This window comes from Dyadobacter sp. SG02, assembly GCF_900109045.1.
In the GTDB taxonomy this organism is placed as follows: domain Bacteria; phylum Bacteroidota; class Bacteroidia; order Cytophagales; family Spirosomataceae; genus Dyadobacter.
In genome coordinates this window covers 13,284-40,077 of the sequence record NZ_FNYL01000002.1, presented here as the reverse complement: position 1 = coordinate 40,077, position 26,794 = coordinate 13,284, and the positions used below count along the sequence as shown (strand labels likewise).

21 protein-coding genes are annotated in these 26,794 nt (G+C 43.8%); 11 read left to right on the top strand and 10 right to left on the bottom strand.

Features of this window, described 5'->3' with window-relative positions:
* Positions 1–185: 185 nt before the first annotated feature.
* On the bottom strand, positions 186–1,394 hold the full coding sequence (locus tag BMW93_RS03990) for a TlpA disulfide reductase family protein (protein WP_143061582.1): 1,209 nt from the start codon (positions 1,392–1,394) through the stop codon (positions 186–188).
* A 176-nt stretch (positions 1,395–1,570) separates the two neighbouring features.
* Positions 1,571–1,885 carry an ABC transporter permease gene (locus tag BMW93_RS36205; RefSeq protein ID WP_409013057.1) on the bottom strand — a complete coding sequence of 105 codons (315 nt, stop codon included), beginning with the start codon at positions 1,883–1,885 and terminating at the stop codon, positions 1,571–1,573.
* A 218-nt stretch (positions 1,886–2,103) separates the two neighbouring features.
* Here BMW93_RS36205 and BMW93_RS03980 point away from each other — a divergent pair, with 218 nt between their 5' ends.
* A complete protein-coding gene (locus BMW93_RS03980; RefSeq protein ID WP_090373923.1) occupies positions 2,104–2,424 on the top strand; it encodes a PadR family transcriptional regulator in 321 nt (106 codons plus the stop codon).
* Positions 2,425–2,426: 2 nt separating this feature from the next.
* Complete coding sequence (locus BMW93_RS03975; RefSeq protein ID WP_218147652.1) at positions 2,427–5,051, top strand: ABC transporter permease; 2,625 nt, start codon at positions 2,427–2,429, stop codon at positions 5,049–5,051.
* Positions 5,052–5,646: 595 nt separating this feature from the next.
* On the opposite strand, the gene BMW93_RS03970 is transcribed toward BMW93_RS03975, so the two are convergent.
* From BMW93_RS03970 to BMW93_RS03945, 5 genes are all read right to left on the bottom strand, one after another.
* Entirely contained in the window at positions 5,647–6,288 is a 642-nt protein-coding gene (locus BMW93_RS03970; protein ID WP_090373922.1) for a hypothetical protein, read from the bottom strand.
* Between the two features lie 62 nt (positions 6,289–6,350).
* On the bottom strand, positions 6,351–8,687 hold the full coding sequence (locus tag BMW93_RS03965; RefSeq protein WP_090373921.1) for a TonB-dependent receptor: 2,337 nt from the start codon (positions 8,685–8,687) through the stop codon (positions 6,351–6,353).
* The gene (locus tag BMW93_RS03960; protein WP_143061581.1) at positions 8,684–9,628 is read right to left on the bottom strand and encodes a DUF4249 domain-containing protein; all 945 of its coding nucleotides are present in this window, start codon (positions 9,626–9,628) and stop codon (positions 8,684–8,686) included. Before BMW93_RS03960 ends, BMW93_RS03965 begins: the two co-directional genes overlap by 4 nt.
* A gap of 122 nt (positions 9,629–9,750) precedes the next feature.
* Positions 9,751–10,689, bottom strand: a complete 939-nt coding sequence (locus tag BMW93_RS03955; protein WP_143061580.1) for a hypothetical protein — start codon at positions 10,687–10,689, stop codon at positions 9,751–9,753.
* Between the two features lie 1,281 nt (positions 10,690–11,970).
* Entirely contained in the window at positions 11,971–12,159 is a 189-nt protein-coding gene (locus BMW93_RS03945; protein ID WP_090373917.1) for a hypothetical protein, read from the bottom strand.
* A gap of 110 nt (positions 12,160–12,269) precedes the next feature.
* Here BMW93_RS03945 and BMW93_RS03940 point away from each other — a divergent pair, with 110 nt between their 5' ends.
* The 6 genes from BMW93_RS03940 (at position 12,270) to BMW93_RS03915 (ending at position 21,098) form a co-directional block, all read left to right on the top strand.
* Positions 12,270–14,150, top strand: coding sequence for a T9SS type A sorting domain-containing protein (locus tag BMW93_RS03940; RefSeq protein WP_090373916.1), 1,881 nt, complete (start codon positions 12,270–12,272; stop codon positions 14,148–14,150).
* Positions 14,151–14,196: 46 nt separating this feature from the next.
* The gene (locus BMW93_RS03935; protein ID WP_177193990.1) at positions 14,197–15,825 is read left to right on the top strand and encodes a T9SS type A sorting domain-containing protein; all 1,629 of its coding nucleotides are present in this window, start codon (positions 14,197–14,199) and stop codon (positions 15,823–15,825) included.
* 1,035 nt (positions 15,826–16,860) lie between these two features.
* Entirely contained in the window at positions 16,861–18,030 is a 1,170-nt protein-coding gene (locus BMW93_RS03930; protein WP_090373914.1) for a hypothetical protein, read from the top strand.
* Between the two features lie 119 nt (positions 18,031–18,149).
* Complete coding sequence (locus BMW93_RS03925) at positions 18,150–19,142, top strand: hypothetical protein (RefSeq protein ID WP_143061579.1); 993 nt, start codon at positions 18,150–18,152, stop codon at positions 19,140–19,142.
* Positions 19,143–19,186: 44 nt separating this feature from the next.
* Positions 19,187–19,771, top strand: a complete 585-nt coding sequence (locus BMW93_RS03920) for an RNA polymerase sigma factor (RefSeq protein WP_090373912.1) — start codon at positions 19,187–19,189, stop codon at positions 19,769–19,771.
* Positions 19,758–21,098, top strand: a complete 1,341-nt coding sequence (locus tag BMW93_RS03915; RefSeq protein ID WP_090373911.1) for a hypothetical protein — start codon at positions 19,758–19,760, stop codon at positions 21,096–21,098. The genes BMW93_RS03920 and BMW93_RS03915 overlap by 14 nt, the downstream gene beginning before the upstream one ends.
* A gap of 777 nt (positions 21,099–21,875) precedes the next feature.
* Here BMW93_RS03915 and BMW93_RS03910 read toward each other — a convergent pair.
* The gene (locus tag BMW93_RS03910; RefSeq protein ID WP_229240198.1) at positions 21,876–22,673 is read right to left on the bottom strand and encodes a pseudouridylate synthase; all 798 of its coding nucleotides are present in this window, start codon (positions 22,671–22,673) and stop codon (positions 21,876–21,878) included.
* 78 nt (positions 22,674–22,751) lie between these two features.
* Here BMW93_RS03910 and BMW93_RS36200 point away from each other — a divergent pair, with 78 nt between their 5' ends.
* Complete coding sequence (locus BMW93_RS36200; protein ID WP_090373910.1) at positions 22,752–23,108, top strand: ribonuclease E inhibitor RraB; 357 nt, start codon at positions 22,752–22,754, stop codon at positions 23,106–23,108.
* 235 nt (positions 23,109–23,343) lie between these two features.
* A complete protein-coding gene (locus BMW93_RS03900) occupies positions 23,344–23,625 on the top strand; it encodes a hypothetical protein (protein WP_090373909.1) in 282 nt (93 codons plus the stop codon).
* A 553-nt stretch (positions 23,626–24,178) separates the two neighbouring features.
* On the opposite strand, the gene BMW93_RS03890 is transcribed toward BMW93_RS03900, so the two are convergent.
* Positions 24,179–24,406: a hypothetical protein gene (locus tag BMW93_RS03890; RefSeq protein WP_090373907.1), complete on the bottom strand. Its 228-nt coding sequence runs from the start codon at positions 24,404–24,406 to the stop codon at positions 24,179–24,181.
* Between the two features lie 338 nt (positions 24,407–24,744).
* On the opposite strand from BMW93_RS03890, the gene BMW93_RS35090 reads away from it, so the two are divergent.
* The gene (locus BMW93_RS35090; RefSeq protein ID WP_143061578.1) at positions 24,745–25,200 is read left to right on the top strand and encodes a hypothetical protein; all 456 of its coding nucleotides are present in this window, start codon (positions 24,745–24,747) and stop codon (positions 25,198–25,200) included.
* 402 nt (positions 25,201–25,602) lie between these two features.
* On the opposite strand, the gene BMW93_RS03880 is transcribed toward BMW93_RS35090, so the two are convergent.
* On the bottom strand, positions 25,603–26,634 hold the full coding sequence (locus BMW93_RS03880; RefSeq protein WP_143061577.1) for a hypothetical protein: 1,032 nt from the start codon (positions 26,632–26,634) through the stop codon (positions 25,603–25,605).
* Positions 26,635–26,794 lie beyond the last annotated feature (160 nt).

Here is a 26,794-nt window from a genome sequence, read left to right as displayed (position 1 = left end):
GCAAGCTAGAATGGCACCGGTCATTTGATAAAATATGGTCGACGGAAACCCGCTTGCACCAACAAATGCGGTAATGCGCCTGTTGGCTCGCCTCGAGAGCTTCTTTCGTCGGAGCAAGCGGATGTTTGTCAACAATCCTGCTTTGGAGCCAGAGGGAAAGGTATGCCTCCTGGCCTTGCCAATATCTATTTTACAAATTGTAATAAAGCAGCTTCCAATGTTTCCCCTCTAATATCTTTTGCAACAATCACGCCTTCGGGATTGATCAGAAGTGTTGTAGGATAGCTCTCAATTTGGTATTTCTCTACAATCGTGTTCTTGTCGTCCGACAATATTTGCGGCCAGGGCAGCGCCAGTCGTTTAATGGTTTTTACCAGTTGGTCTGGTTTGTCGCGACCGGCTATACCGATAAATTCAATTTTATTCTTGTCTACTTTTTGATACAACTGTTTCAACATAGGCATTTCCTGAATGCAAGGTGCGCACCAGGAACCCCAAAAATCCAATAACACCCATTTCCCTTTCAGGTCGGCTAATGATACCGCCTTTTTGCTAATAATGTCCTGCCCACGGAAATGCTCCGCTGGGAAGTTTACCTGAGGTGATTTAATTGAATCAGTCGATGCAACACGTTTGATGATCAGCGACTTTGTCGGAAAATCAAAGCCCTCCACCTTGTACGTGCTGTCTCCGGCAGTCAGTAGTTGTCTTTCGCTAATAATTTCCCGGGAGTCTGACTTTCCACGGTCAGAGGTATTTCCATCGCTCAGGGCAACCTGCGGGCGCTGGAAGGAGGCCTCCATAAATCCAAAGAACCTTATCTGGATATCGTAACTATTGATCTTACCTTTTGCATAGATTGGAAAGTTATAAAGCAACATTCCTTTGTCAGAAGCAACGAATAGGGGAATCTCACAATCGACAACACGGCCCGCACGAAATAATTGATATTTAACGGTCTGCTTGTATAAACGACTCAAACTATCAAGGTGCACAAAATCGTATGGCGGCGGAGTAAATTGTTTCTCATCTGAGACGTCGCCGTCGTTGTCGGTATCAATAACTATTTTGCTCTCCCCCGACACTTCGCCAGTGGCGACAAAGACACTTGACTGAATCGGTGCTGATGACAAGCTGGCCAGGTCAGGCTTCCAGTTCCAGTTCTTTTTCAAGGTATTGAACCAGGAATCGTCTACATTACCCGCCTTCCAGTTCTGATACGCGAATTGATACATGTCAAGCCAGATCATACCTGTCCGGACATTCTTCCAATCTGCGGGAATTCCTGTTGCTTTTGGGAAACATTTGCTCCATGGTCCAGGCGAATTACCGTTTTGGAACCCGACCACACCCATTCCGGCATTATTAGCTAGCAAAATACTTGGTAGATTCATGTTGAAGCCTTGCTGGTGCTTAACTGCCGAGAAGAATAATAGAAAACGTCTGCTTGCCGCCCCAGCCTTCAATCTATTTGACTGGTGCCCTTTTTAGGCACCCTTGCATGGCATCTATCAGTGTAGTCCACTAACATACGATCGAGTTAACCCACTATTAATTAGCTTTAAGCGATTTAACAGGATTTGCTACCGCCGCCTTGAAACCCTGAAAACTGATCGGAACAATTGCAACGCACAATCCAGCCGCTCCCGCCAGCACAAATACCCAACAACTGATCGGAATATGGTAGGCGAAATCTTCCAGCCAGCTTTTGATTGCCAGATAGGCAAGCGGATGCAAGTAAAACGGATATCACTACCAGTTCCAAAAAGTATTTGGAGAGCATTGTGACAATATTTATGGCGGTCGCGCCGAGCACTTTCCGGATACCGATCTTCTTTCTGCGCTGCTCCGCTGAAAAAGTCGTCAGCCCGAACAATCCAGGCATGCAATTGCGATAGCTTCGGCAGCAATAAAAATTATTTGTCCGTTTTGGTTTTGAAATCAGCAAAGACGGCTAAAGAAGATGCCCGCTTGTCCGATTCTTGTGCCGAGTGTTCAGTTTCGAACAAGCGGATTTACAAAAACCCTCGTTTCCGGGCCATAAATACACCCTTTTAACATGGCACACCATTTGTTATACAAATACAGAAATAATTAAAATGTATGCGAGGTACCTACCTGGGAGAATTTGAAGAATTGGTGCTGTTGGCAGTGGCGATATTGGCCGGCCAGGCTTATGGCGCAGCTATTACCAATGAGATTGAGCACCAAATGCAGAGATCGGTGAATTTGGGTGCAGTACATGCTGCCCTGGCCCGATTGGAAGAGAAAGGTTTGCTTACGTCCAGACTCGGTGGGGCAACTGCGGAACGTGGCGGACGCAGTAAGCGATTTTTTACCGTTACGATGGCTGGAACGCAAGCTTTGGACCATATCCGCGAAATTCGAAACCGCATGTGGATTGCCATTCCCAAACCTGCCTGACGATGAAAGATCAAATTCAACCGCCCAAATGGGCCACAAAGCTACTACGTTGGTACTGCGCGCCACACCTGCTCAACGAACTTGAAGGCGATCTTCATGAACTATTTGCACAACGTTTGCATGCATACGGATTGCATGAAGCGTGTAGACGTTATGTGCTCGACGTATTCAGCCTGATGCGTCCTTTTGCGTTGAAAAAACAACCCGAGAAGTATCCAAAAACAGCATTTTATCAGATAGCCATGATCCGTAATTATTTAAAAATTGCCTTCCGTAATCTTGCGAAGCACAAGATGTTTTCCCTCATCAATATCATGGGACTTTCAGCAGGTATGACAGCCTGCTTTCTGATCGCATTGTATGTTCATTTTGAATTGACCTACGACGCATTCAATACAAAGGCCGACCGCATTTACCGCGTTTCAACGGATGTCCAGACTAGTTCCGAAACACTCCGGTATAGTATCAGCCCTTGGGCGATGGCATCGAATATGAAAAACGAATTCCCCGAAATCGAAACTTATGCGCGGGTCCAAAAAGACGAAATGCTTTTCCGTACAGGCGACCTTAAATTTAAAGAAGAAGACGCATTACTGGCAGACTCAACACTCTTTCAGGTTTTCGATTTCAGACTGTTAAAAGGAGATCCCAGAACCGCTTTGACCGCGCCGTTCCGCATTGTTCTTACAGAAACTGCCGCACGGAAATATTTCGGCAGTACTGACCCAATGGGTCAGACGCTGCTGCTCGGTGACAAAGGTGAACCCGCTCAGGTGACTGGCATCATGCAAGATCCTCCGGCCAATTCACAGATCAGAGGAGACATCTTTGTCTCAATGAGCACCTACACGGCGCATCAGGACAAAAATATCGAGCGCGAATGGGGCAGCTTCGGTGCCATCGCCTATGTACTGCTTAAACCAGGCGCGGATCCGGTCGCATTGGAAAAGAAATTTCCAGCATTTTTGCAAAATCACGCAGGAAAGATGATGGCCGAGCAGCAAATGCAAATCCACATGCTGCTCGAACCGCTACGTAACGTTTACCTGCATTCTACCCGGCCGGCAGATGAGTCCGGGAATGTGAACAATGTCTACGTTTTCGCTGCGGTCGCACTTTTTATCATGCTCATAGCGTGCATCAATTTTGTAAATCTCACCACTGCACGTTCAGTGGAAAGGGCGCGCGAGGTAGGTGTGCGGAAAGCGGTTGGCGCAGGGAAAAGTACATTGGCACGTCAATTTCTAGCGGAGTCAACGCTGTTGTGTTTGCTGGCGTTCTTCATTTCGATCATCCTATCGGCTGCGTTAATTCCCATTTTCAATGAGCTTGCTGGCAAGGTGGTAAGTGCCGGGATAATCTATGAGCTGCCCTTTGTAGCAACATTACTCGCAGCAGCCTTGTTGATCGGTTTGCTGTCGGGCATTTACCCAGCATTTGTATTGTCGTCTTTTGAACCAGTACGGGTTTTGAAAGGTCGATTTACTACGAGCCTGAAGGGCATAATGTTACGCAAAGGGCTGGTGACCGTTCAATTTACTATCTCTATCACAATGATTATCGCTACAATTGTGGTATACACTCAGCTTGACTTTATGCGAGGCTACGACCTGGGCTTTTCAAAAGATCAAACGCTGGTCATTCAAGGAGGCACCGACCGGGAGCGTGATGCTTTTGAAGAATCCATTGCAAGTTTAGCAGGGGTAAAATCGGCAACAGCTTCATCGGCAGTACCAGGGGGCTGGAATCCGCAGGCTTTTTCAAAAATAGAAAATAAAAGCGGCGAAATGCAGGCAGGGAATATGGACGTGTATCGCGTAGATTACGATTTCATACCCCAATATGGGTTGCAAGTGGTAGCCGGGCGCGGCTTTTCAAAGCTGTTCGGCACTGACAGTATCCAATCGCTGATCATTAATGAAGCGGCAGCGAGAGTACTGGGTTATGCCTCCCCGGGTGAAGCTGTCGGAAAGAGATTTGATCAGTGGGGCCGGCAGGGTACCATTATTGGTGTCGTGAAGGATTTCCATTTTAGGTCATTGCAGGAAACCATCAAGCCGCTGACATTCCGCACGCTCGACTTCTGGAACGGGAAACTCCTTTCCGTACAGATAGAGGGCAAGAATGTGAAGCAAACACTTTCCGCTATCGAAAATAGGTGGAAAACGATACACCCTGATCAACCATTTAGCTATTATTTCCTCGATGAGTTTTATGACCGTCAATATCGGACCGACGAGCGCTTTGAAGCACTTTTTGTGAATTTCGCGACACTGGCGATCTTCATTTCCTGTCTGGGATTGCTCGGACTGGCCTCCTACTCAACTGTTCAGCGTACAAAGGAAATTGGCGTCAGAAAGGTAATGGGCGCTTCAGCCGTTAACATTGTTGCGTTGTTGTCCTGGGATTTCCTGCTACTCGTTGGCATAGCATTTGCTATCGCCGCTCCGGTGGCCTGGTTTGTAATGAACCGCTGGCTGGACGGTTTTGCGTATAAAACGAGCATCCATTTCTGGATTTTTGTGGCAGCAGCGCTGTTAGCAGCGTTTGTTGCACTTGCGACAATCAGTTTCCAGACAATCCGCGCGGCAATGATGAATCCAGTAAAAAGTCTCAGAAGTGAATAATGGGGAGCTTGCCCAAAAATGCTTCATCGGATAAATCGGCGTACCACTATTTTGCCCGGTGTGCCTTTTTTCAACTTATAATAACACAGATAACCTCAAAAATGTGCATCAGTAGCACATACGCTTGTTCATTCATCGTAAGGCAGGGCGATGACTTTAGGGATGCCGGTTTTAAATGTGAGTGCGCAAAATACGCACGGCATATGTAGGTTCAATCCCCTTTCTTCGACAGCAACTCGACGTCCGCATCAATTGGCTTAGACTGCTGGAACATGCTGTGAATTGTATTAAAAAATACCTTTACCTTCCCGGTAAGCTCTGAACATCGGTTCTACAAGTCATGCGGAGTTCGTGAGGATTGGTCAAGCTACGTCAGAGCCACTTGCTCTTCAAGCGTAATTCGGGAAAGCCTACAAAGTCACTTCGGCGGCTATTATTCAATGCAGAAAGATTGTAGGAGTATCGCCCTTTCATGGCTACCAAAGACTTTTAAACCTGGCTGCGTATTTTTAAATTTTTTAAGATTTTAGGATAGCCTTTCTGGGAGATGACAGCATTCTCTGCTTAACAAAACGTCAAGTTATACAACCAAGGATTAATTGACAGATATGGATACGCCTAGTCTGTATTTGAGGAGTTCATTTGGATCGATGAGCTTAGAATTGTTATCGAAGCGCGTATTAAAAAGAGCCTCTAAGCCAATACGCCGGCTCAGTCGTAAGTTCAACCCAAACGCGCCGGATAAAGCAAAGTTTTGAGAATTTACGGTCGTGTGCATACCATCAATGTACTCCTTTCCCCATTGGAAATTATAGCCGGAGGAGAGTTGCACAAATGGCTTTAGTCTGAACCTGAGAAGGTAATAGCGGGAATAGATTTCAGGGAGCGCCGAGTATAGTTGATATTCAGGAAACACGAAGGTAACTGGTGCCCCGGATTTAGTCTTCTGGTAACGTTTCCCCATTGAAAATTGTAATCCAACTACCAAACGATCGGCTATAAGATAACCGATCTGAGGCGTGAGTGACCAAGTCCTGGTTAATTGCTGGATATCATTTGCCGCAGACGCCGAGGCATTTAACGTTGCAACGATGCGTCCTTTTTTCAGTACAGCAGAAGAAGCTTTGTCTGAACTATTGGTTGGTTCGCTCAATGCTGAATTTTCCTGTGCATGTGTATGGCTAATTGATGCAAGGACAACAAGCCAAATAATGAGTATGTTCCGTATTTGCTTCATAGAAATATCGTCTGAGTGAAAGGTAAGAAGAGCAAATTTCTTCCAATTTGCTACAAACGCAGCTAAAATTTCAATGTGTAGCTTATATAAGGCAGTATTGGGAGAAAAGAAACCTGCTTGATGGAAATTCCTGTCGGCTTGAAATCACTATTACTGCGCTGAACTTTAAGGTCAAGATATAAGGGGTTTTTTCTGTTATAAACATTGTATAGCCCAATCCCCAACTCAGCATTACGTTTTCGGGCAGTGGTTAAAGATTTGACAGCACCAATATCCAATCGATGGAAGGCAGGCATCCTTCCGTTATTCCGATAGTCGTATATAAACTTTGGGTCCGAATTATTTTCCGTCAATGTGGCGGCCACAGGTAATGTAACAGAATGTCCTGTTTGATAAATAAATGCGCTATTGAGCGTCCATTTATTTCCAATTGCATAGCCAGCCGTAAGCGAAATGTTGTGCCGCCTGTCATATTTCATTGGAAACCAGTTGTTATCATTTATGCCTGTAAACCTTCTCTCAGATTTGGACAAGGTGTAAGAAAGCGACCCCTTAAACTTACCAATGCTTTTGGCGGCCATAAATTCAAATCCTTTTCCCCTACCTGTCCCATTTTTAATTACTATTGAATCCCAGGAATCGGCCAGCAAGCCGGTGAAATTGGTGCCATCGGGATAGTCAATCAGATTTGTCTGCCTTTTAGCATATACTTCAAGTGATAGCTCCCAGCCTGAGTTTGGAAAAATTTTATACAATCCCAGTGACAATTGCCTAGCTCTTGAAGGCACTACCTTATCCGTAGAAGGAACCCAGGCATCATAACCAAATCCGAAGCCATTGTTGGTCAGTTGGTGGAGGTATTGATTCATCACCGAGAAACCCGCTTTTAGTTTCCAGTTGTTTGAAAGGGAATAGCTTAATCCGAGTCGTGGTTCCGAATTATAGAATGTACGGTCGCTTACTTTATAAATACTGTAACGTAACCCGGGATTAAGCCGGATGCTCGAAGTTATGGCGATATCTCCGTCGACATATAAATCCAACTGATATGCAGGAAGCCCACCTCCTTTGGAGTTATCAAACAATCCGTTGTAGTTGCTTTTCGTTACAAACGGGCTAAATGAATGTCGTGTGCCGTCGATACCAAACTTCAAGCCCAATCGATTCACCGGAAAATAGTCAAACTGGATTTTGCCTCCCCAATCGCTTACACCAGCATTGGTATACCTATAAAAATTTACAGGTTGTTCATTTATATTTTGGTCTTGGAAATCATTCGTGAATTCGCTGGTGTACTTCGAATAGAGAACAGCAAATCTTGCGAAAAGTTTTTGAGAGAATACTTTGCTGTACCGGAGTGTCGCCGTCGTGTTTCCCCAATTATTCCCGATGGCTGTTTCTGCTTCTTTACCATTACCGCTGGCGCTCCACTCGGTATATTTAAATCGATCAAAGCCATTGTAAAGACTAATATATACTTGATCCGTTTTATTGATCTGGTAATTGAACTTTGCATTTAGGTCATAAAATCGATACACACGCCTCTCCCCTGTGCCAGAGCTGTGCTTCTTACGTAAACTGAATAGAGATGTAAGCCCTAATGTCGAAACGCGACCTGATATGATAAAGGATGCCTTATTTTTAATGAGAGGTCCTTCCAACGTAAGTTTTTGATTTAGCAGTCCTATCCCGACTTCTCCTCCGAATTTCTGATTGTTCCCATCCTTCATCGTAAGGTCGATAACAGAGGCAAGCCTGCCCCCGTACCTGGCTGGGAATGCACCTTTGTACAGATCTACGGATTTTAAAGAAGTCGGGTTAAATACTGAGAAAAACCCACCTAAATGCATGACATTATATACAGGTACTTCGTCCAGAAGAATCAAATTTTGATCCGGCGTTCCACCGCGAATGTATAGTCCTGCACTTCCCTCTGTACCGGTGGAAACACCAGGGGTATAGCTTAAAGCTTTCAGGACATCAACTTCACCAAGTAATGCTGGCAACGCCTTAATTCTGTGAATAGGAATTGACAAACTCCCGATAGGTGCACTGAAAAGCTTATTTTCTCTGATGCTTATCTCATTGAGATTATTCTGCTGATACAACTTTATTTCCAAAGGAAAACCAAGATTGGAAATGCTGGTTATATGAGCTGGCGAATAACCCACATAGCTTACTTTAAGATGATGGCCCGAAGAAGGAACTTCAATGCTAAAGAAGCCATATGCATTAGTTTGCACTCCCGTTCCCGCAATGCTATCGCTAACAGAAGCTCCGATAAGCAATTCGCCGCTTGTAGCATCGCGAACCGTTCCACTTACAGTAACTTTTTGCGCAAAAGCCTGCCCAATGGAAGTAAACAATAAAATGAAAATGTATGTAAACGGCTGGCTCATAGTAGCTCTATGGTTTTTTCGCTGGACGCAAAAATAAGTCCGTAGCCATTTTTAACATTGGTTAGTGCCTGCTGTGGAGGAAGTACCAAGTGGTCTACACCTTCCGGTTGCTTGTTTTCTATTTTCGCATATTCAAAGTATTCTTTGGAAACCACGCCAATACGCGCAGTCACTTTTAATGCCCGGTCAGTATAATTGTAGCCAGTTGCTGTTTCCACGTAAAATTTCAGTGGTGTCGCCGGTACTGGCAAGCATTGACTGGACATCAAGAAGACGCGACTTTGTGGAAAAAGATAGGCTTTTATAACCGCATTGTATTTTGGCTTCTCCGGTTCCGTTCCCCAAGTATGGCAATCTTCTTCATTCGCAGGTATATTATCTGCCGAAGCATAGGGATAGCTGGAAAGCGTATCACTTTTGTAGTAACTCATCAACTTGATGCTAAGATACTTTTCGGACATCGCATCTTCTTTTGCAAGATATAGAGTAACCAAATCTTGTGGAGTTTGATGGTTCATTTGAGGAACAACATCATGTGTCCGCACTGCAGTCACCTCAGATATTTCGGCGGGGACAGTCACAACAGCCGATTCTGCCGTAGGTAACGAAGGTGCCGACACCTTGACAAAGTAGCTGGCACCCGCCTGAATCACGCTATCGGATGTGTAGAACCCAGGCTCCTTGCCGGAATGTGAAAGTGTCAGGTATATTTTTCCGTTTTTATACAATACGACGGTGGCATTATTCACTGTAACATCATTCGGAATATTTCCAACCGGATTAAAAGTCTTCGTGACTTGTAATTTAAATGAGGAATTCGCTTGAAGTTTCCCCCACAGAACAAGTTTGTCGCCCGAATATGGGACATTCATTTCCAAGTCTTGTTCTTTACAGCCTACTAAGAGTGTTAGTGAGAAAAAAAGAAAGCGCCTAATGTTCATAGTCAGATAGATATGCTTAAAGCCAAACCATGTATACACATATAGTATTTACACGGCTTGGCCATCTTAGTTCAAATCTGCGTAGTTCGTTGGATGCGTATGCAGATTATAAAAAACCAGGGTCATTCTGGATAGAAATCCACATTATACAATTTTGAAGGTGTAACCTGGCAGTACATGTTAGCCCGGCAATCGGAGAGCCAGGACAGCCCTGCCGGTCCGTAAACTTCGACAACGAACATACTGATCTCTTCTACATTGTTGCCACTTCTTGATCCAGAAAAAGGAGATCTTGAAATAAAGCCTGCCTCATTTTTTTCGTAAGTACCTGAAGTTGTGAAACTAAGATGATCTGCCGCAGTACCACTCCATCCAATCACATTTTTCTTTTTATAGCTTACTTTGACAACGAGCGAGCTGTAAAAAGGAGCTAGATGACGTTTAAACTCCCCAATAATCCGGCGATTCCCATCGGTATTTTGGTAATCTTGTACCCTGGCATTTCCCAGTTGTTCATTTATAACTTTGCTGTATTTCACCCCTGCCATGTTATAATTAGTCAAAAATTCCTTCAAAATACCGTAGTCCTGACCAATTTTTATTGCACTTGCCCTTTCAGCTCCGATATGATAGGCTGTATCTGACACTATTATGTATCCTTTTGCATTCAAAATTGCTGCCAGCCTTGGATCATCTACGATCTTCTCCAAGATCTTGTTTTCGCCGCTCCCTCTGAATATTGCAACGTCGGAAAGCTCGCCAAACTCACCAGTTTCAGCGATTTTATCATATTGTGCTGTGGTTATGGCATTTTGCCGTTTCAACAATGATGTGAAACCAGAGCCGGCATACCAGTTACTCATATCCTTTTGATTCGCAATTTCCTTCACCACGCTATTCAGATGAGTTTTAGAGGAGAATTTGAGCACCCCGTTCACAACCTCAACATCATTTATCGAGCCCACTCGCTCTGCATCAGGTGACGGGCTAATTTTTCCTTCTTTGTCACCACAGGACAGGAAGAATACACCTCCGACTAACAAAAGCAACAATTTCTTCATACTTTTACTTTGGTTTAAATTGTGAAAAATAGTTTGAACTGCTTTGAGCTCACCCTCCGACCGCAAAATCCTGGGTGAGCTTTTTTTAAAAAAATTGATAGACACACTTTTAAAATTATATTCAAAAGTGTTCTACGCTGCGTAGCACAAAGAATTGCTCAATGAATACGCCATTCTATTTACATTAGGCGTAAAATTATTCTTTCATTTTTTATTAAACTATTGCGAATTCGCAAGAAATCGGCTAGTTTGTAACCAAAGATTACTTTTTAGCTACCAGACTTATTGAATACCGCATGGAATCAATTGTGCATTTGATAAAATCTCACCTTGACGTCAGTGAGGATGCCCTGTCTGAGATAGCCAAACGGTTTGTCAAAAGGAAATTGCCCCGGAAAGCTCAAATCTTGATTCCAAATGATCGACAACAAACACTTATTTTTTTGGTGAAAGGCGTAACTCGGAACTTTTATAGACTGGATAGAAAGGAATGGACAAGCCGATTCTCCCAAGCTGGCGATTTAGTATTATCAATTGATAGTTTTCTTTTTGACGAACCATCAAAGGAATATATAGAGTGTTGTACACCGATAGAATTTTGGGAGATTTCAAAAAACGATTACCATGAGCTTTTATCCAAATATACTGAACTTCAGATATTGGCTTGTAAGCTGTCGTATCGCAATTTAAGGTTAAGCACTACCAGGATGTACAATTGGAAAATGTTGACCTCAGTCGAACGGTATGGGCAATTTTGCAAGGAAAATCCAAGCCTTATTAAGACTGTACAGGGACAGCACATTGCTAGTTATTTGGGGATTAGCGCGTTTGATTTGTCAAGAATAAGACGCCGGTTTTCACAAATAAAAGTATCTACTCTTATTTTCCATCTAGTCCCCCCCCTAGAAATCTGGTGAACTGTATTTAAACCCACGAAATTTTATATAATAAACTCAAAATTGAGCAGTGCGGTCAGATGTTTGTATTCCACGAATACAAATTTATGAGTCAACTACCACCTTTCGTATCAGCACAAACTCTTTATGTTCCAAAATGTCTATTTTCCAGAAGTAGTCACATGAACTTGGTCGCGGAACCGCTTTACCCTCGATAGCATCGGCGCGATGATCGTGTTGCTGTGGCTGACGAAGTCATGAAGATATCCCAATGTAAGCTTCCCCGCATTTGAAGCCTTACGTAATTGTCAACTCGAATTTGTTCGGGGTATGGCCTGACCATTGCTATCACACGGCATCCGATCGTTAAATCTCTCGCTCTTCGTCATAAAAACAAATCTATATCAACTCGCAACCGATTCGGGATCAATGTTTCCATTAGATATGCAATTTCTATTTCTTCGTCAGGAGTAGGCGACAGTGTTCCTGGGTGAGAATCCATAATTTCTTGAATCTCCTGTTCAGTCAGTTCCCGTTCATAATCCAGATCATAAACAAGCCCAAATTGTACCATTGAATAAGTATTTGGTTACTTACTAGTAGTTCGCAGTGGCGAATTACTTATATCATATTGATTTTCAGCACGATTGACTTTTCCAAACCAACCGCTCAATCCACCGGCTTATGAACTACAAACCTACGATGTCCGCCATGGGCAATTCAGGATCTACATGCGCCGCTACCCTGTTTTTATTCTTCGTAAAACTGTTTTACGTATTCATTTTGCTCGTACCGCTTTTTGCACATGCACAGCCTCCGAATGTGTTGTGGAAAAAAACGCTTGGAGGCACAGCCGATGAGTCTGGACGCGCCGTTATCCGGACCCTCGACGGAGGATCCCTTGTAGTTGGCGGGGCCAATTCCAATAACGGAGATGTTACGGGTGTGCACGGGCTCTCCGATTTCTGGGTCGTGAAACTGGATGCTAATGGTAATGTCGGTTGGCAAAAAGCTTATGGGGGAACGGGGTACGAATCTGCATCGGGCGCACTGGAGACCACAGATGGCGGCTTCTATATTTTTGGCTCCACAATGTCCAATGATGGTGATGTAACGGCAAACCATGGTAGCTCCGATGCGTGGATTCTCAGGATCAATTCTTCTGGGGCTATCATCTGGCAAAAAACCTATGGCGGCAGTGGCTCCGATGGGGTAACAACCGGATGGGCACTCGCTGATGGCAATCTGGTACTTTCCGGCTCCACTAGTTCTAATGACGGAGACGTGTCGGGCAATCACGGAGATGCTGATTTCTGGTTTTTGATAATCGATGAAGTTGGGGCGCTTATTATGCAAAAATGCTATGGGGGTACTTCCATGGACCTTTCGGCAGGTATGACCTTTTCGCCGGATGGCAATGTTGTCATGACCGGAACGACTTATTCAACGGACGGTGATGTTACCGGGAATCCAAGCCCCTGGTTCGCCGGTTCATGGACAATCAAAATAAATTTGGTGGGAATATTGCTGTGGGAACGGTTTGAAAAGCCGGAATTTTGGGCGCAAGGGGCCTTTAGTGTTGCGAGCACAAAAAACGGGGTCGTCATAGCAGGTTATAAATCAAACAGTGTCTACCCCGATGGCGCGGATTTGTGGCTGGTTAGATACGATGAAGACGGAAACAAACTCTGGGACAAAAGGTATGGCGGCTTTGCGGCAGACGATGCTTATCGCATCGTCCCGATGATCGACGGTGGACTGATCGTAGTTGGTGAGACGTGGGAAACGGGTTCTGACGGGGTTTCCAGGGGATGGTCTAACTTCTGGGTATTGAAAATAGGTCTGCCAGGTAATATCATTTGGCAGAAGATAATGGGTGGTACAGCTGGTGAAGAAGCCTGGTGCGCAGCGGTTAATCCCGACGGAAGTATAGTTGTAGTGGGAAATGCCGCCTCCAACGACGGCGATGTGTCGGGCAATCACGGGTTGTACGACATATGGGTTGTCAAGCTCGATGTCGATCCTGCACTTCCAGTCTCGCTGATCAGCTTTTCAGCACAACCCCGAGATCATAATTCCGTTGAACTGAGATGGGTTACCGCCAATGAAGTTGATAATGCCTACTTTGAAATTGAGAAAAGCAAAGACCTGAAAGATATCGGCCCATTAACCCGCGTTTCACCTGATGAGCAACTTGCGGCAACCCACACCTATTATTACGTCGATGAAATACCCTTTCACGGAACAAGTTACTACCGGTTGAAACAGGTGGATATCGACGGCAAAACGACAACTTATCCATGGCGTGCTGTAATCCTGAGCGGCGACTATTCAGTATATCCGAACCCTTCCACGGCAGGAAGTTTTCACCTGCGGCTGGATGAGCCGGCAAACGCGGTCATTCAATTATACGACCTCTATGGCCGACAGGTACCTATTCAGACAAGCCGTCGTGAAACAGGCTTTGTTGAACTGAAACTTGCTGAAAAATCCAGCCCGGGAGCATATGTCCTGCAAGTGACCGAGCGCGGCCACGTCCGCGAGCATCGGGTGATATTTGACTAGATAAAAACCTAATCCATCTCAGAACGTAGTTAAATGCGAAATGACTATGATAAAAGTGTTACTTTCCATTGCTTTTGCATCGTTCATCTACGGCAGAAGCTTGGCCCAAACCTGTGGGACAGACGGGATTTTGCTTGAAAACCAGGCACAGGTAGATGCGTTTGCGACGACCTACCCGGGATGCACGCAAGTGGGGCAACTTGAAATAACCGGACCGGGAATTGTGAACCTAAATGGCCTTGGCGGCATCGCTTCCATTCAGGGATATTTAAACCTGCACGATTGCCCCAACCTTACGACAATGGGTGGGTTTAATCTCAGCGGAGTAGGCGCCCTGAGTTTGACCAATAATGCGCTCCTTACCGATTTTGCCGGTTTCGAGGCGGTCACATCGTTGGAACTCTATGTCATCAACTGCCCTGCCATTACCAGTTTGTCTGGACTGGGAAATGTTGCGAGCCTCCCTAACCTTCACCTGGAAGGCACTGGCATCACCAATTTCACTGCTATGACTTCCCTCACCCAGCCAGGCTATATCAAGTTCGTAGGCCCTAATCCCAATCTAAAAAATTTTGCCGGTTTTGAAGCTGCAACGACACTTGCAGGCGGCATTACGATTGGGGAAGGGATGGTAATGACTGATTTTACAGGCCTCGACAACGTTACCGGAATGTATTACCTGGATATCTGGGGTAAGCTCGACAGCTTTAAAGGGTTGGGTGCGCTTAAAGCGACACTTGGCTGGATGGACGTCTATGAAACCGCCGATATCCCCAATTTCAAAGGGCTCAATTCCCTTGCTTTCGTCGATCGCCTTTCGTGTGCCAGTCCTACCCTGACCAGCCTCGAAGGCCTGGAAAGTTTAGATTCGACATATTTTGGTGTAACGTTCGTCAATTCCAAGATTCAAAATCTGATGGGGCTCACGGGAATGTCCAGGATCAGTCTTGGTTTGCTGAACAACGCGCTGCTAACAGATGTATCAGCCATTGAGAACACTCCGATCACAGGACTGCGGATCGAAGGCTCTCCGCTCTTATCGGATTGTGCCGCCAAAAGCATTTGTATCTATCTTACAAATCCAACCAACCTGGTTACTTTGGCAGGCAATGCTGTGGGCTGCAATACACGCGAGCAGATCGTAAATTCAATTGAGTGCCAGACTATATTACCCGTTGAACTACTTTCATTTACGGGAATGCAGACCCCTGAGGGCAATAAATTGATGTGGCAAACAACCTGGGAGACCGGTAATAAAGGCTTCGAAATCGAACGCAGCGCCGACATGCGAAACTTTGAAAAGATTGGTTTTATTGAAGGTTATGGCGAAAGCAACACGCAGAAAAAATACTCATTCACCGACGCGGGCATTGGCAAAGTTTCCTACTATCGCCTGAAACAGATCGATTACGATCAGACATATCATTATTCAAAAATCATTGCGATACATAATAGCCCCCGGGCGACTCGAGTATATCCGAATCCTGCGAAAGAGCGCCTGAACATCGATGCTGCCGATCGGAACCAGGGCTTCGCCATCAAAAACTCGCAGGGTGTTACCGTCATGGAAGGATCGATATTACCGCAAGACGCGATGAATACAAGCTCTTTGCAGTCCGGGATCTATATCTTGTCGGTTGGAAAAGAGGCTTTCAAGGTGGTCGTGCAGCAGTAACGTTTATGTGCACAGCTAGGCCATTCATCCTCTACCGGCCAGAGGGAAGAGACACGGCCCGACGGGAAGCCGGTTTGAGTTTGGCCACATAATCCTGTTGCAGTCCTGGCGAATGGTAAGCGAAATCCCGTATATCAACCAACAGTTGGCGCATGTCTTATTTTATGGTTCTTCCGCTAATATTGGATTTATAGCATTATTGTTACCTCAATTTACAAAGATGACGATGGTGTTGCCAAATTTGTGAAATATTTCTTGAAAGCAATCGTGTAAATTTCAACATGAGAAGATACACGTACGAGGTGGTGCTCATTGCTCGTAACGCGTTTTTGATATCGAAAAGAGATGTTGGGCTATTACTTGTTTCTGATTTGACCACGTTACTCAAACTTGCACCGGCGCGGGACTTATTATATTGGAAATCAAATTGGAGGACATTCAGCCACTCGGCTGTTGGGCATTCAAGATCTGGGACAATTTTTCAATGAACTTTTTTTGCGCGCTCGTCGCATAGGGTAAGCTTTCCCAAAATTGTAGGCTTCCCTGGAATTAGGACGGTGAAGGATTAACTCGAAAAGAGCCGAAAATCTCAAATTATCAGCTTTCTCGTTTGCCGGGGGAGGCCATTTCTTGATGTAAATTAACAAATTCCTTCGAGGTTAAATCATTCAGTGCGCTGTTTGACCCGGAGGTCACACAGATCATACAGCAAACCGTAGACACCCTTTGTATTGAGACTTGTGGTAGAAACTTTCTTCAGTAGTACGTCAAAAATACTTGCTACTACTTTCTTGATCCGGTAAACGCTATGCTGATAAATTCGATATTACTCTGATCAAACTTCCTAGAAACAAGAGCGAAATTGCAGCAGCATAATCGCAACGCTGAAATAAGTTTCATCCGCATGCAGCAATTTATAAATAGTCCTTGTCATGCAATGGGCTATGAGTTGTCAAATGCTCCCGGATACTATTACTACCATTCAATTGCCATAGCTACCCTAATAAACACCTGAGCAAAAAATAACTTCTAGAAATGAAAAACCGCGCATTAGCAGCAGGGGGGAGTGTTGGCTCCTTCCAGAATTATACCATTGTCTCTATTTTATTTGTTCTTGTCTTCGCTACTACATTTCCTAAGTATCTTGAGATACTGGATGATCCTAAACCGTATGACACCTATAATTATTATTTTCAAAAAATTAGCGCCCCATTTTCTCCAACCAGATCTGTTGACGAAAGTAGCCACGGAGCAAAACTGACCTTCAGGTTTACGGTTCCACTGCTTGCAAAATTGCTCGGAATTGGGGCGGAAAATGCGGGAAAGGGTATTGTCTGGCTTTATGTAATTCAATCTGTGTTGCTGTATCCATTTCTTTACATGCTAACTAAAATTACATTTCGATTTGCTGATCGGGCTCAAGGCTTATATTTTACATTCGCTTGTGCATTTACCTATCTGTGTAAGGCTTTTTTCTGGGACTATGACTTCTGGTTTGACGGTTACGCATACTTCTTTTTGCTGGCGGGTCTTTACCTTCGCAAGCCCTTTTGGGTGTTTTTCATGCTCCAATGTGCCTGTTGGACAGATGAGCGCGCAGTTGTAGCTCTGCCGGGGGTTTTTCTATTCCACGTATTGCAGCAGGCAGACTTCACAATTCCGAACCGCATTGATGACTTCCTAAAATATGCCCCCAAAGCCAATCCACTGACAACCGTATTAGCCGGAGTTGCGTATATTGTTATACGTTTATTCATTTCGGTGAACTCGGGGCTCGTTACTCCGACTGGTGAAGCCGCCGGAGTAAGCGTTGCATTGATCCCCTTTCAGATGCACAACAGGCTGATTGGAATATTTTTAACCTTCGAGGGGCTTTGGGTAGTAGTCATCTTGTCGATCTATTTTTTGGTCAAAGCCCGAAATTTTCTTGCCTGGGTTATTGCGTTGCTAATGTCAGTGCAAATCATAGTTGCATTCAGCGTTTTCGACATTACAAGAAGTATGACGTATTGTTTTCCGTTATTACTTGTGTGTTTTATCGTATGGAGCCGTTTGGACACGAAGAGGGAAATGTATAATATGTTGATAGTCTTACTTTTATGCGTTATAATCCCCACTCAGTATTTGATATTTTTCCCAAGGCAGATACCAATGACCATTTTCTCGTTGCAGGAAATGTTAACAATTTTCAAGCACAATTTCTAGCCGGCCGAGGTAAGGGCTTCACAGCACAAATTCCAAATCCGGGAATGGCCTTAATTAAATTCTACTCTCGGTGCAGCATTTTCGTGAATCGGCCTGTCTAGTCAGTGAAGTTGACCTATATGTCTGAAAAGAAGATGAGATTTAGTGGATTAGTAGTTGTTTTATTGACGTTGCCTCTCTTATTTGAGTGCAACCACATTAAAGATGTACAGCCTGAGGATAAGGATATTGTTCCGTCTACTGCGGTGCAGGCTATAAAGAAATCTTACCCGGAGGCCAGGGATTTTATTTTCGAATCACTGATCAAAGGTGAGTTATGGGTGGTGGATTTTTCTGTCGACAACACAAAATTACGCACGCAGGTAAATGACTCTGCCATTGTTTCAAGCATTTATGAGCGTTTACCTGCCAACTTTGCGACGTATAAAGCATTGACAGACAAGTGCAGTATTCGAGGAGGCGAGTTCTCTGATCTGCTTAGATATGCAGGAGACACCAGTTCAGCCCGCATAATGAAATACCATTGGCAGGGTGATACTTACTTCCTTGAATTTCAAAAAGATGACTTCTTATTTAATACCAATAGAATTACTCTAGTTTCACCAGATGCGTCATTGCCATGTTATGTCTCTGAGCAGCAACTGCCAGAAAAGGCTAGGCAGTTTTTTCAAGATAATAATGTTGGTCTGAAGTACCGATTGGGGCAATTTGCGGTGTCCGGTGCGGAAAAAAAAATATACCGAGTTTACGCACTGAATTACGATTTCCCGTTCTTTTTCGACGACGACGGAGATCTGATTTGGAGTTTGGTTGCAAATAATCCAGCCAATAGTATTTATAGCGTAAAAAATTCTGAATTAGGCTACCCCGCTATACTTGCCAAAACCGATGCGATGTATGCAGGTTTTGACACTTTGACCAGTGGGGCGTCAAAGACCGATTACAATGGAATAATCAGCCTGAGGTTTTTATTTCGAAAACAGACCGGAGAATCATTAAATCCAGACGGGTCAATAAATATGAATTACATCAATGAAATCAGCGAAGTTTATTTTAACGCGAACACAAGCGATTTGATACTTAACTATTACAGGGCTTTTATAAAATATTGAATGACTGGATATCTAAATAGTATTGGCGATTCGAAATAGGTTACATGGGATTATTCAAGTCGAAACATGTTTGGGATCCTGCCGAGCTTATCAAGGCCTGCCTTCGGAAAGAGCCGCGAGCGCAAGAGGTATTTTATGAAAGGTATAAAAAGAAGTTAATTGGGGTTTGCCTTCGCTATGCAAGAACTGCTGCCGAAGCAGAGGATATATTTCAGGAAGGAATACTTAAGATATTTGGGCGGCTCCATGAAGTCAGAGAGCCCTTAGCGCTGGATGGCTGGGTAAAGACCACCATGATCCGACATTCGATTAACTACTACAACCTCGTCACAAAGAAAGAAAATTTGAATGTCACGATTGAAAGTTCAGATGTAGTTTGGGAATCCAATGACTACACTGACTTTCTAACCAGATTTGAGATCGTCTCAATTCTGGAAGTTATCAATGAGCTCCCTGATGGATATCGAATGATGGTAAACATGTACTTTATTGACGGCTACTCGCACGCCGAAATAGCGGAAATGCTTGGTATAGCGGAATCTACCTCACGGTCGCAGGCAGCAAGAGGAAGAAATCTTTTGCTTAAAAAATTAGAAGAGAAGGGCATCAGACACTATGAAAGCTACTGACGATAAAATTAATAGCGAAGTGAAAATGTCACTTCAGGCAACCTTTTCGAACTTTGAAGGTGACTTCGGGCCAGCTTTCGACAAGGATATATTGGAGTCTTTGAGAAAGCCATTTTGGAGACGTAACTATATGTTTTGGCCCGTTATAGGAATTCTGATCATCTTAACGATCGGCTCAGCGTTGGTATTTTCTCTATCCGGCACTAAAAAGACCGCTCAAAAAGCGAATACCATGGCATCCTCCCACCTAAGAACTGACAACGGTTACACGACTTTGGCTGGTAGTAAAAAAGCTAAAAACATTAAGCCTCAAATCGGATCTGATGCGGGACAAATAAAACTTATCGACACGGCAAGCTTGCCTTCGGTCGGAATTTCTCAGCTACATCAGAAAATCATCGTAAGTAAAGTTTCTAAATCGTCTATCCTGTTCCAGGATACCACCTCCCAACGAACAGTTCCAACTTCCATGGAATCGTCGGGCACATACAATAAGAATCGCTTCCAATTGGAACCAATGATTGATGATTCCGTTGCATTGTCCTTACCTTCCAGTAACCTGAGCTATCAGGCCGCCGGAAAATTGGATTCTACATCGAATATAGAGGTATTGCCAATGATTGAAAATCGAAATGTCGCACCCCCTTTTAGGGCACCTGACCTTCCAATAATTAAAGGCTACGGTAAAACAGCACAAAATGCCCGTGTTGCTGTGAATAACAGGTACAAGATTGTATTGAGTTTAATGCCAACGAAGGTTAACTTTGGACTTTTCATAAGACCTGCCGAAAATTCAAGAATACAAGATGTTTCGCTTTTAAAGTCAAGCTTGTCAGTTGGCATAAAGGTAAGCGCAGGACTAGAAATAAGGAATGCGCAGTTTTTACTCGCATATAGCCATCTGAACAGGCGAATTGGCTATGAGACAGGTATCGAAAAATTTACTGCGAATGAGACAAGTCCAGGCGAGTACGTAATTAAAAGACTAGGAGATCGACGGGAGGTACGGATGCCTGGTCATATGCTGGGGATTGGGGTAAAAAGGATGTTTTATTTCAACTTCCTACAAAAGCATGCATTGTTTGCGTCTGTTGGCGGCGACTATATGCGAGCCTTACGCCCCGCAGGTGGAAATCAGATTCAAGTTAATTTCATATTAGGGAGGAGCTTTGCTTTGAATTCCAAATCAGTATTCACAATTGGCCCTTATCTCGAATATGGGATTACCAAGCAAGCGTTTGTTAATGGCCAGATGCGAGTAAGGCAGTACCAGTATGGGATTTCGCTGGGCCTCAAACTTGCAAAACCACCTCTATTTGTTCCGTGAAGACATTTTGCAGGCTTCAGACAATGTAGGCGAGCCTTTGTCAGAATAATTGATATACCGGGACAAAATTGGTTGAGTGAAGTCGCTTAGCAACCGAAAATTTATTTAAAAGCGTTTATGTTTTGAACCCAGAGATTCTGCTGCTTGCTTTTAAAGTATTGCTATGCTAGATGCGAACTCCCCCTTCCGCTTTGGATGGATGCCCCTGTACCGAAGTCACATTAAGATAGCGATAACTGATGACAATAGTTTTACCCGGAACGAATTAAGATCGTCACATAGTCAGGATCAATCGCCAGTATTAAACAGTGGCATATGGAGACTTGACAAAAAGGTCGAAATTGCCTGTTGTTTTCTTACTTGGCCAAGGAGCTTTTGAGTCGAAAGTATCTTGGAGGCTAAGTTCAAAGGCCGTAACTTGGAAACTGAATCGATCAAAATACTACAAAGTCGATCGTTGCATCTCTTGACCTATCCAGTAGCCTGAAAATTGAAGTGTGAGATATTGCTGTTTCTTAGACAGTTAGGCGATAAAAATGATCCCAGCGGGATAACCGAGATCGCCTCAAAAGGCGCTTTTTTCAATCCAAAAAGTCGTTATTGTGAGTTTTTAAAAAATAAGCCCATCATTACCGTTCAATCCACGTCAAAGCATCTTGTAACCTTTTCGGTAACCTGTTAAGTTAGGCTGACTATCATTTATTCAAAACACCCTAAGCTTTCTATCTTGCGGACCTACGTATTTCCCTGAATGCGTATAATGCTGAGAGTCTTTGGTCAGCGCGCCTCTTCCAGCTCCATTCCGGCAAGCATATGCGTCAGTATAGGTTTACACTTTTCGCGGCAGGCCGGATAGAAATGCCGATGTTTCCACGAATCGGATTTTGGGGACTGGCCCCACCAGAACTCAGCCATTGCAACGGGTTTCATGCCATACCGAAAGGCATATTGCAGCATTTTGGGTGCAGCGCACTCGCCGGCACCCGCGGGAGGATTTTTGTACGAGGCTCCTTCGAAGATGGCACGCAGGCTTTTCTCTTCCCCAGCCTGGTTTAAGAAATTATACTGGTCGTAAATCTCGTTTTGAAGGCGGTATGAGTGAATCTTTCGCGCTGTTTTCAATGATTGTATTTCCTGTTCGAAATTTGGGGGCTTTCGTGTTTCCAATGTCCTGATCTGCTCGTTGAGATCGGAAAGTTCGTGCATTCCTGCATTCAGAAACCCACCGTCGGCCAATCCGTCGAACATCGGCGGCACAAACCCTTCGTGGTGATTGCTACCTGCCAGTTTACCAGAAAAAGCAGACAGGTAACCGAGCCTGCCCTCCCGGGTCATTACCACCAGTACACCGAACATCTTGCCGATAACAGTTTTGTCACTCGCCGACAGACCAAAATTATGCACCCAGTTTTGTTGTACTTCCAAATGCGATTGCAGCTTTTCGACGGCTAGCAGGCTGATCGCATGTGGCTGATAGTGAAACGGGAAAGTAAACTTTTCAGGAAGCGGAAAGTCCCAGGGTGTTTCGTTAAAATAATGAATGACAGAATGCTTTTCCGTTGAGCCTGTGTCCAAAAGTATGCAGCTTATTACCCGGGCCGACCGGAGATTTTAGTCAAAAAAAGGTTCGAATTTACAGAAAATTATGTGTTAATGATGGCTTTCTATGGATACCAAATGGACAGTCTAGAAAAAGTGGACCGTCACTGGCAGATCTTTCTCCATAAAATCGACACACTCAGTCCCGAAAAAATGTGTAGGAGAAATCTCGCCTTCAACGAACTAGCCAAGTCCTTGGATGTCGACTATGATGGCTGGGATATCGAACATATTTTACACTCTTCAAAATCAACTGTGGCATTTTACTTAATAAGTTTAGCATGGATTCAGAAAGCTTCACAATCACACTCACCAATGCCTCAAATAACCTGGGGAATATGTGACAGTAGCTCGTTAGATGCTGTAAAGCAATTAATACGTGAATCGTTGAGTAGGAACGTTCAATCTTAGATGGACGGTTGTCGCATCAACCGGCATAGCATTGGAGCTTATCGTCCTTGTTTTCGTGCCTGATCCAAAGTGTAGGCAGAAACTATGTGACGTGGTGGCTTGGGTAACGTTCTTTAGGAAGAAGGGATTTTTTGTAAATTGCTCTTGAGAGGGGCGTAACAAAATATTCAACCTTGGTGGGTTATTTAATGAATGCGCTTCCTCTCATTTAGTATGGCTGCTAAAATTTCTTTCTATGTCGTATAGTGAAATCACACTTGCTGAGCACCCAGATGATCGAGTATTCGTTGGTATCGCAAATCTTCTTAATGAGAAATTGAATGCAAATGTTATTACCAAACTTTCTGATCTAGATTCGACTTATTGGGATTTAGAGATTGGATCATCAATATTGGTGCTTCATCAGCAAACATTCGTAGGTATTACAATTTTCCCAAAAGAAGGTTACAGCGCCCCCGAAGAGACGATAGGACTGGTCAAAGCAATTGGGATGTTGGTCAAGAATGGGAACGCGTAGCCATATTATTCACACTAGATCAACCAAATCCGTAAACAATGAGAATTTTTTACAATGTAAAGGTGAGAAACGCCTCTATCATACTGACAATATTACATTTCATTGCATTGATTTTTACTCCCGGGACTTCATGGAGTCGTGATCCCACGGAAGCCGGGTTTTGGATGGCAGCAGCCAGTGCAATAACATCGACCTTGGTAATAAATTGGATTCTTGTGCGAGTGTTCACAATAAAAAAGGGTGACAAAAATACCTGAGTTCCATATTCTCACTTTACAAGCCCTGTATCTGGAATAAAATCTCCGACCTACTGCCTGCGGTATCATGGTAGCCTCTCGACCATTACCATGCAAGTGACCCCTTCTCAGATAACGAGGGTGAGTAGATTCAAGTTTGACCAGTGCGTTCCGGAGAAGCTGCTGCATCAGGTAGAATAAGGGATCCAGGCTGCGTTTCGAAGGCAATCAGTTTGAATAAAGTTTTTTCTCCCTTATTGCAAATTTGCTGTTAGCGATAGTTCTATGCGGTCGACCTTGAATTTTCCTTATTAGATTTAGAGATTTGGAAAGTCAACTTGGCTTGTCAGTCCATTTTTTGTGTCAATAAATAAAAGGTATGTATTTCTTAAACCTTCCATTTTTTCCCGATTTTCAATTCGAGCAATTACATATTCGGCTCCCTCAACTTCTGTTAACTTGTTAAAACTTACATAGTTGTATTTATCTTGCCCGTATATTGTTAGGCAGAAAGTTGTCATGGTAATTAAAAGGATGATTTTCATTTTTTTGAATTTAAGTTTCGTCCGTGTGATTGGCAGGTAGCTGAAATACAACTTGCCGGTCCACGCACTTCAAATATAACATTCGTATTGCGAAAGTATTGTCTCAGACAAAGCCTATGGGGAAATATACTTATTTTACCTTCTCGTAGGATTATCCATTATTTGATACGCTGGTTCCTACAACTGATGTCAATAGTTAACGTCTTAGCGATATTGCTAATCTTATCAGAATTGGCTCCAATCGATGGCAATGCAGTGGTCAGGCATCCAGTTATCTAAATAGCTCAAATAACCAGGGAAATTTGTGACAACGGCGCAACATCAACCCCAGAGATAGCATGAACGGGCAAGGACAAGTAACTGGCTGCAACAAAGGCAAAACTGGCTCGCAAAACGGAAAGAATTCGACAATTTCTTACACAAATGGCTTTGTAACGGCTTTTTCCACGCCCACTATTCAGAATTATCAGCTGATCTGGGATGATCAAAAAGGCAATCTGACGAGTCGTAAAGATGCTAGGGACACCGTAAATAAAATCGGGACGTTCTTATATGATGGCCTCAATCGGCTAACGAGTGCGACCGTAAATGACACAGCCTCTATCGCGGCCTATGCATCTAATGGTAACATTGCCAGTAAGACGGGTTTAGGAGCGTATCTCTATAATCACCCGTCTAAGTTCAAGAGCGAGCTAAGACTCAACAATGTAGTTCAAAATACCAGATATTATTTTTCTTTTAGTTCGACATTGACGGTCGTGCTGTTTATAGTTCGTTCTGCATCAAAATTCTGAATGCGTATCAGATTGTTATTCTGATATTCGAATTTGGTTTTCGGATATTTGACTCCGTTTATCTCAATAAAAATCGTCGACAGTCTCTCGCCTTTATATTCGAAAAACAGTGTAGGGTTTCCTGGCCCTCCACCACGCACACGCGACATGACTGTTGGTTGGCTCCGGGAATCGTATTCAAAAGCATAGGATATGCCTGATTGTGTAAATTCAGCCAGCTTACAATTTTTCGACAACACCTCTTCAACCGGATTTTTCTCTTTACAAGACAATGTGATACAGGCTAACAATATTGCACCAAAAAGGATTTTGTATACACGCATTTCAGGTACATTTATTGCAGGTCGTTAGCAATCAGAAAACCGGTTAGCATATTGGCAAATAGTGTTGCTTGTAAACCACCTATGGATTAGCCACAAATATTGAATGGGGTTGCGAAGATGTGGCATCACCTGAAAGTGGGACAGGCGTGTTATTCTTGAGGTAAGAAGGACTGCAATTTGGACAAGGCGTTGAAGGAGTAATCACATAGACATTGCTATTGAGCGTTGCGATGCTAATCGCATCGCGACCATTCAGATTACTTTTGACTCCGTTTTTCCATATCACAGCTTTATCAACCTGGTTTACATATTCAATTCCAACAATGTAAACATCCTCGCCAGCAATAGCGATATCTCTTGCCAACGCACTATTTCCACCGTCATCAAGATTATTTTCGACACCGTTTTTCCAATATTTTGGAACAAATCGACTCGTGCCAGGAGCAAGTTCAAAACCGACAATGTGCACATCGTTCTCCGAAGCAGCTATGGCAAGAGCGTTTGTAATATTTTTGCTTTTCGAAAGGTTAACCTCGCTGCCATTTCGCCAATATTTAGCGACCGGCCCAATCTGATTTTGAGTAAAACCACAAGTGTGTACATCGCCTCCGGATACAGATACCCCGGTCATAGTCCCGAGGTCCGTTTCGTTACCGATTACACAAACTCCATTCTTCCAATAAGCTGGTAAGTGTATATTAAAAGGATCGTAAACCGCACCTGCAATATAAACATCATCTCCAACTACCGTAATGTCGTCAAAAGATGTAGGGATTCCACCGGTTAAAACATTCGATATCACGCCATTCTTCCAATAAGTGCCGAAACCTTGAATACCTGCATTTAAATAACCGCTTCCAATCACGTGGACATCTCCGCCGGACACAGCAATGCCAGTCGCTCCGATGAATGCAAATTGGTGGGAAGGACTTGGCAGACTAAATGATTGTCCATTTTTCCAGTACATCACCTTTGAGTTACTGTTTACCCCTTCCGAGCCAGTTACGTATACATCTGGTTCAGGTTCGATTGGCGAAACATGTTTAGAGGAACAGTATGATAAGAAAAAACAAATTAAAATAGCGCAGAGGCAACGATAAAGATTTTGCATTTGCAAATGTAAAAGAATGTAACTGGCTAGCCAAGATCAAAAATAACCAAATGGCAAGTTAGAACCGAATAGCGAGCGAGATTTCGCCTTAGCGATGTGGCTAAAATTCTACGACAAACAAGCACTAATTGGTACATTCTGATGCGTGACGCGAACGTAC

Excerpts from the sequence above, each read along its gene's own strand:
- BMW93_RS03965 (WP_090373921.1), bottom strand. The coding sequence starts at position 8,687 with ATGAGCCAGCCGTTTACATACATTTTCATTTTATTGTTTACTTCCATT.
- BMW93_RS03915 (WP_090373911.1), top strand. The coding sequence starts at position 19,758 with ATGAAAGCTACTGACGATAAAATTAATAGCGAAGTGAAAATGTCACTT.
- BMW93_RS35090 (WP_143061578.1), top strand. The coding sequence starts at position 24,745 with ATGAACGGGCAAGGACAAGTAACTGGCTGCAACAAAGGCAAAACTGGC.
- BMW93_RS36205 (WP_409013057.1), bottom strand. The coding sequence starts at position 1,885 with ATGCCTGGATTGTTCGGGCTGACGACTTTTTCAGCGGAGCAGCGCAGA.
- BMW93_RS36200 (WP_090373910.1), top strand. The coding sequence starts at position 22,752 with ATGATGGCTTTCTATGGATACCAAATGGACAGTCTAGAAAAAGTGGAC.
- BMW93_RS03990 (WP_143061582.1), bottom strand. The coding sequence starts at position 1,394 with ATGAATCTACCAAGTATTTTGCTAGCTAATAATGCCGGAATGGGTGTG.
- BMW93_RS03970 (WP_090373922.1), bottom strand. The coding sequence starts at position 6,288 with ATGAAGCAAATACGGAACATACTCATTATTTGGCTTGTTGTCCTTGCA.
- BMW93_RS03890 (WP_090373907.1), bottom strand. The coding sequence starts at position 24,406 with ATGAAAATCATCCTTTTAATTACCATGACAACTTTCTGCCTAACAATA.
- BMW93_RS03880 (WP_143061577.1), bottom strand. The coding sequence starts at position 26,634 with ATGCAAAATCTTTATCGTTGCCTCTGCGCTATTTTAATTTGTTTTTTC.
- BMW93_RS03930 (WP_090373914.1), top strand. The coding sequence starts at position 16,861 with ATGAAAAACCGCGCATTAGCAGCAGGGGGGAGTGTTGGCTCCTTCCAG.
- BMW93_RS03925 (WP_143061579.1), top strand. The coding sequence starts at position 18,150 with ATGTCTGAAAAGAAGATGAGATTTAGTGGATTAGTAGTTGTTTTATTG.
- BMW93_RS03935 (WP_177193990.1), top strand. The coding sequence starts at position 14,197 with ATGATAAAAGTGTTACTTTCCATTGCTTTTGCATCGTTCATCTACGGC.
- BMW93_RS03980 (WP_090373923.1), top strand. The coding sequence starts at position 2,104 with ATGCGAGGTACCTACCTGGGAGAATTTGAAGAATTGGTGCTGTTGGCA.
- BMW93_RS03920 (WP_090373912.1), top strand. The coding sequence starts at position 19,187 with ATGGGATTATTCAAGTCGAAACATGTTTGGGATCCTGCCGAGCTTATC.
- BMW93_RS03960 (WP_143061581.1), bottom strand. The coding sequence starts at position 9,628 with ATGAACATTAGGCGCTTTCTTTTTTTCTCACTAACACTCTTAGTAGGC.
- BMW93_RS03940 (WP_090373916.1), top strand. The coding sequence starts at position 12,270 with ATGAACTACAAACCTACGATGTCCGCCATGGGCAATTCAGGATCTACA.
- BMW93_RS03955 (WP_143061580.1), bottom strand. The coding sequence starts at position 10,689 with ATGAAGAAATTGTTGCTTTTGTTAGTCGGAGGTGTATTCTTCCTGTCC.
- BMW93_RS03975 (WP_218147652.1), top strand. The coding sequence starts at position 2,427 with ATGAAAGATCAAATTCAACCGCCCAAATGGGCCACAAAGCTACTACGT.
- BMW93_RS03945 (WP_090373917.1), bottom strand. The coding sequence starts at position 12,159 with ATGGTACAATTTGGGCTTGTTTATGATCTGGATTATGAACGGGAACTG.
- BMW93_RS03900 (WP_090373909.1), top strand. The coding sequence starts at position 23,344 with ATGTCGTATAGTGAAATCACACTTGCTGAGCACCCAGATGATCGAGTA.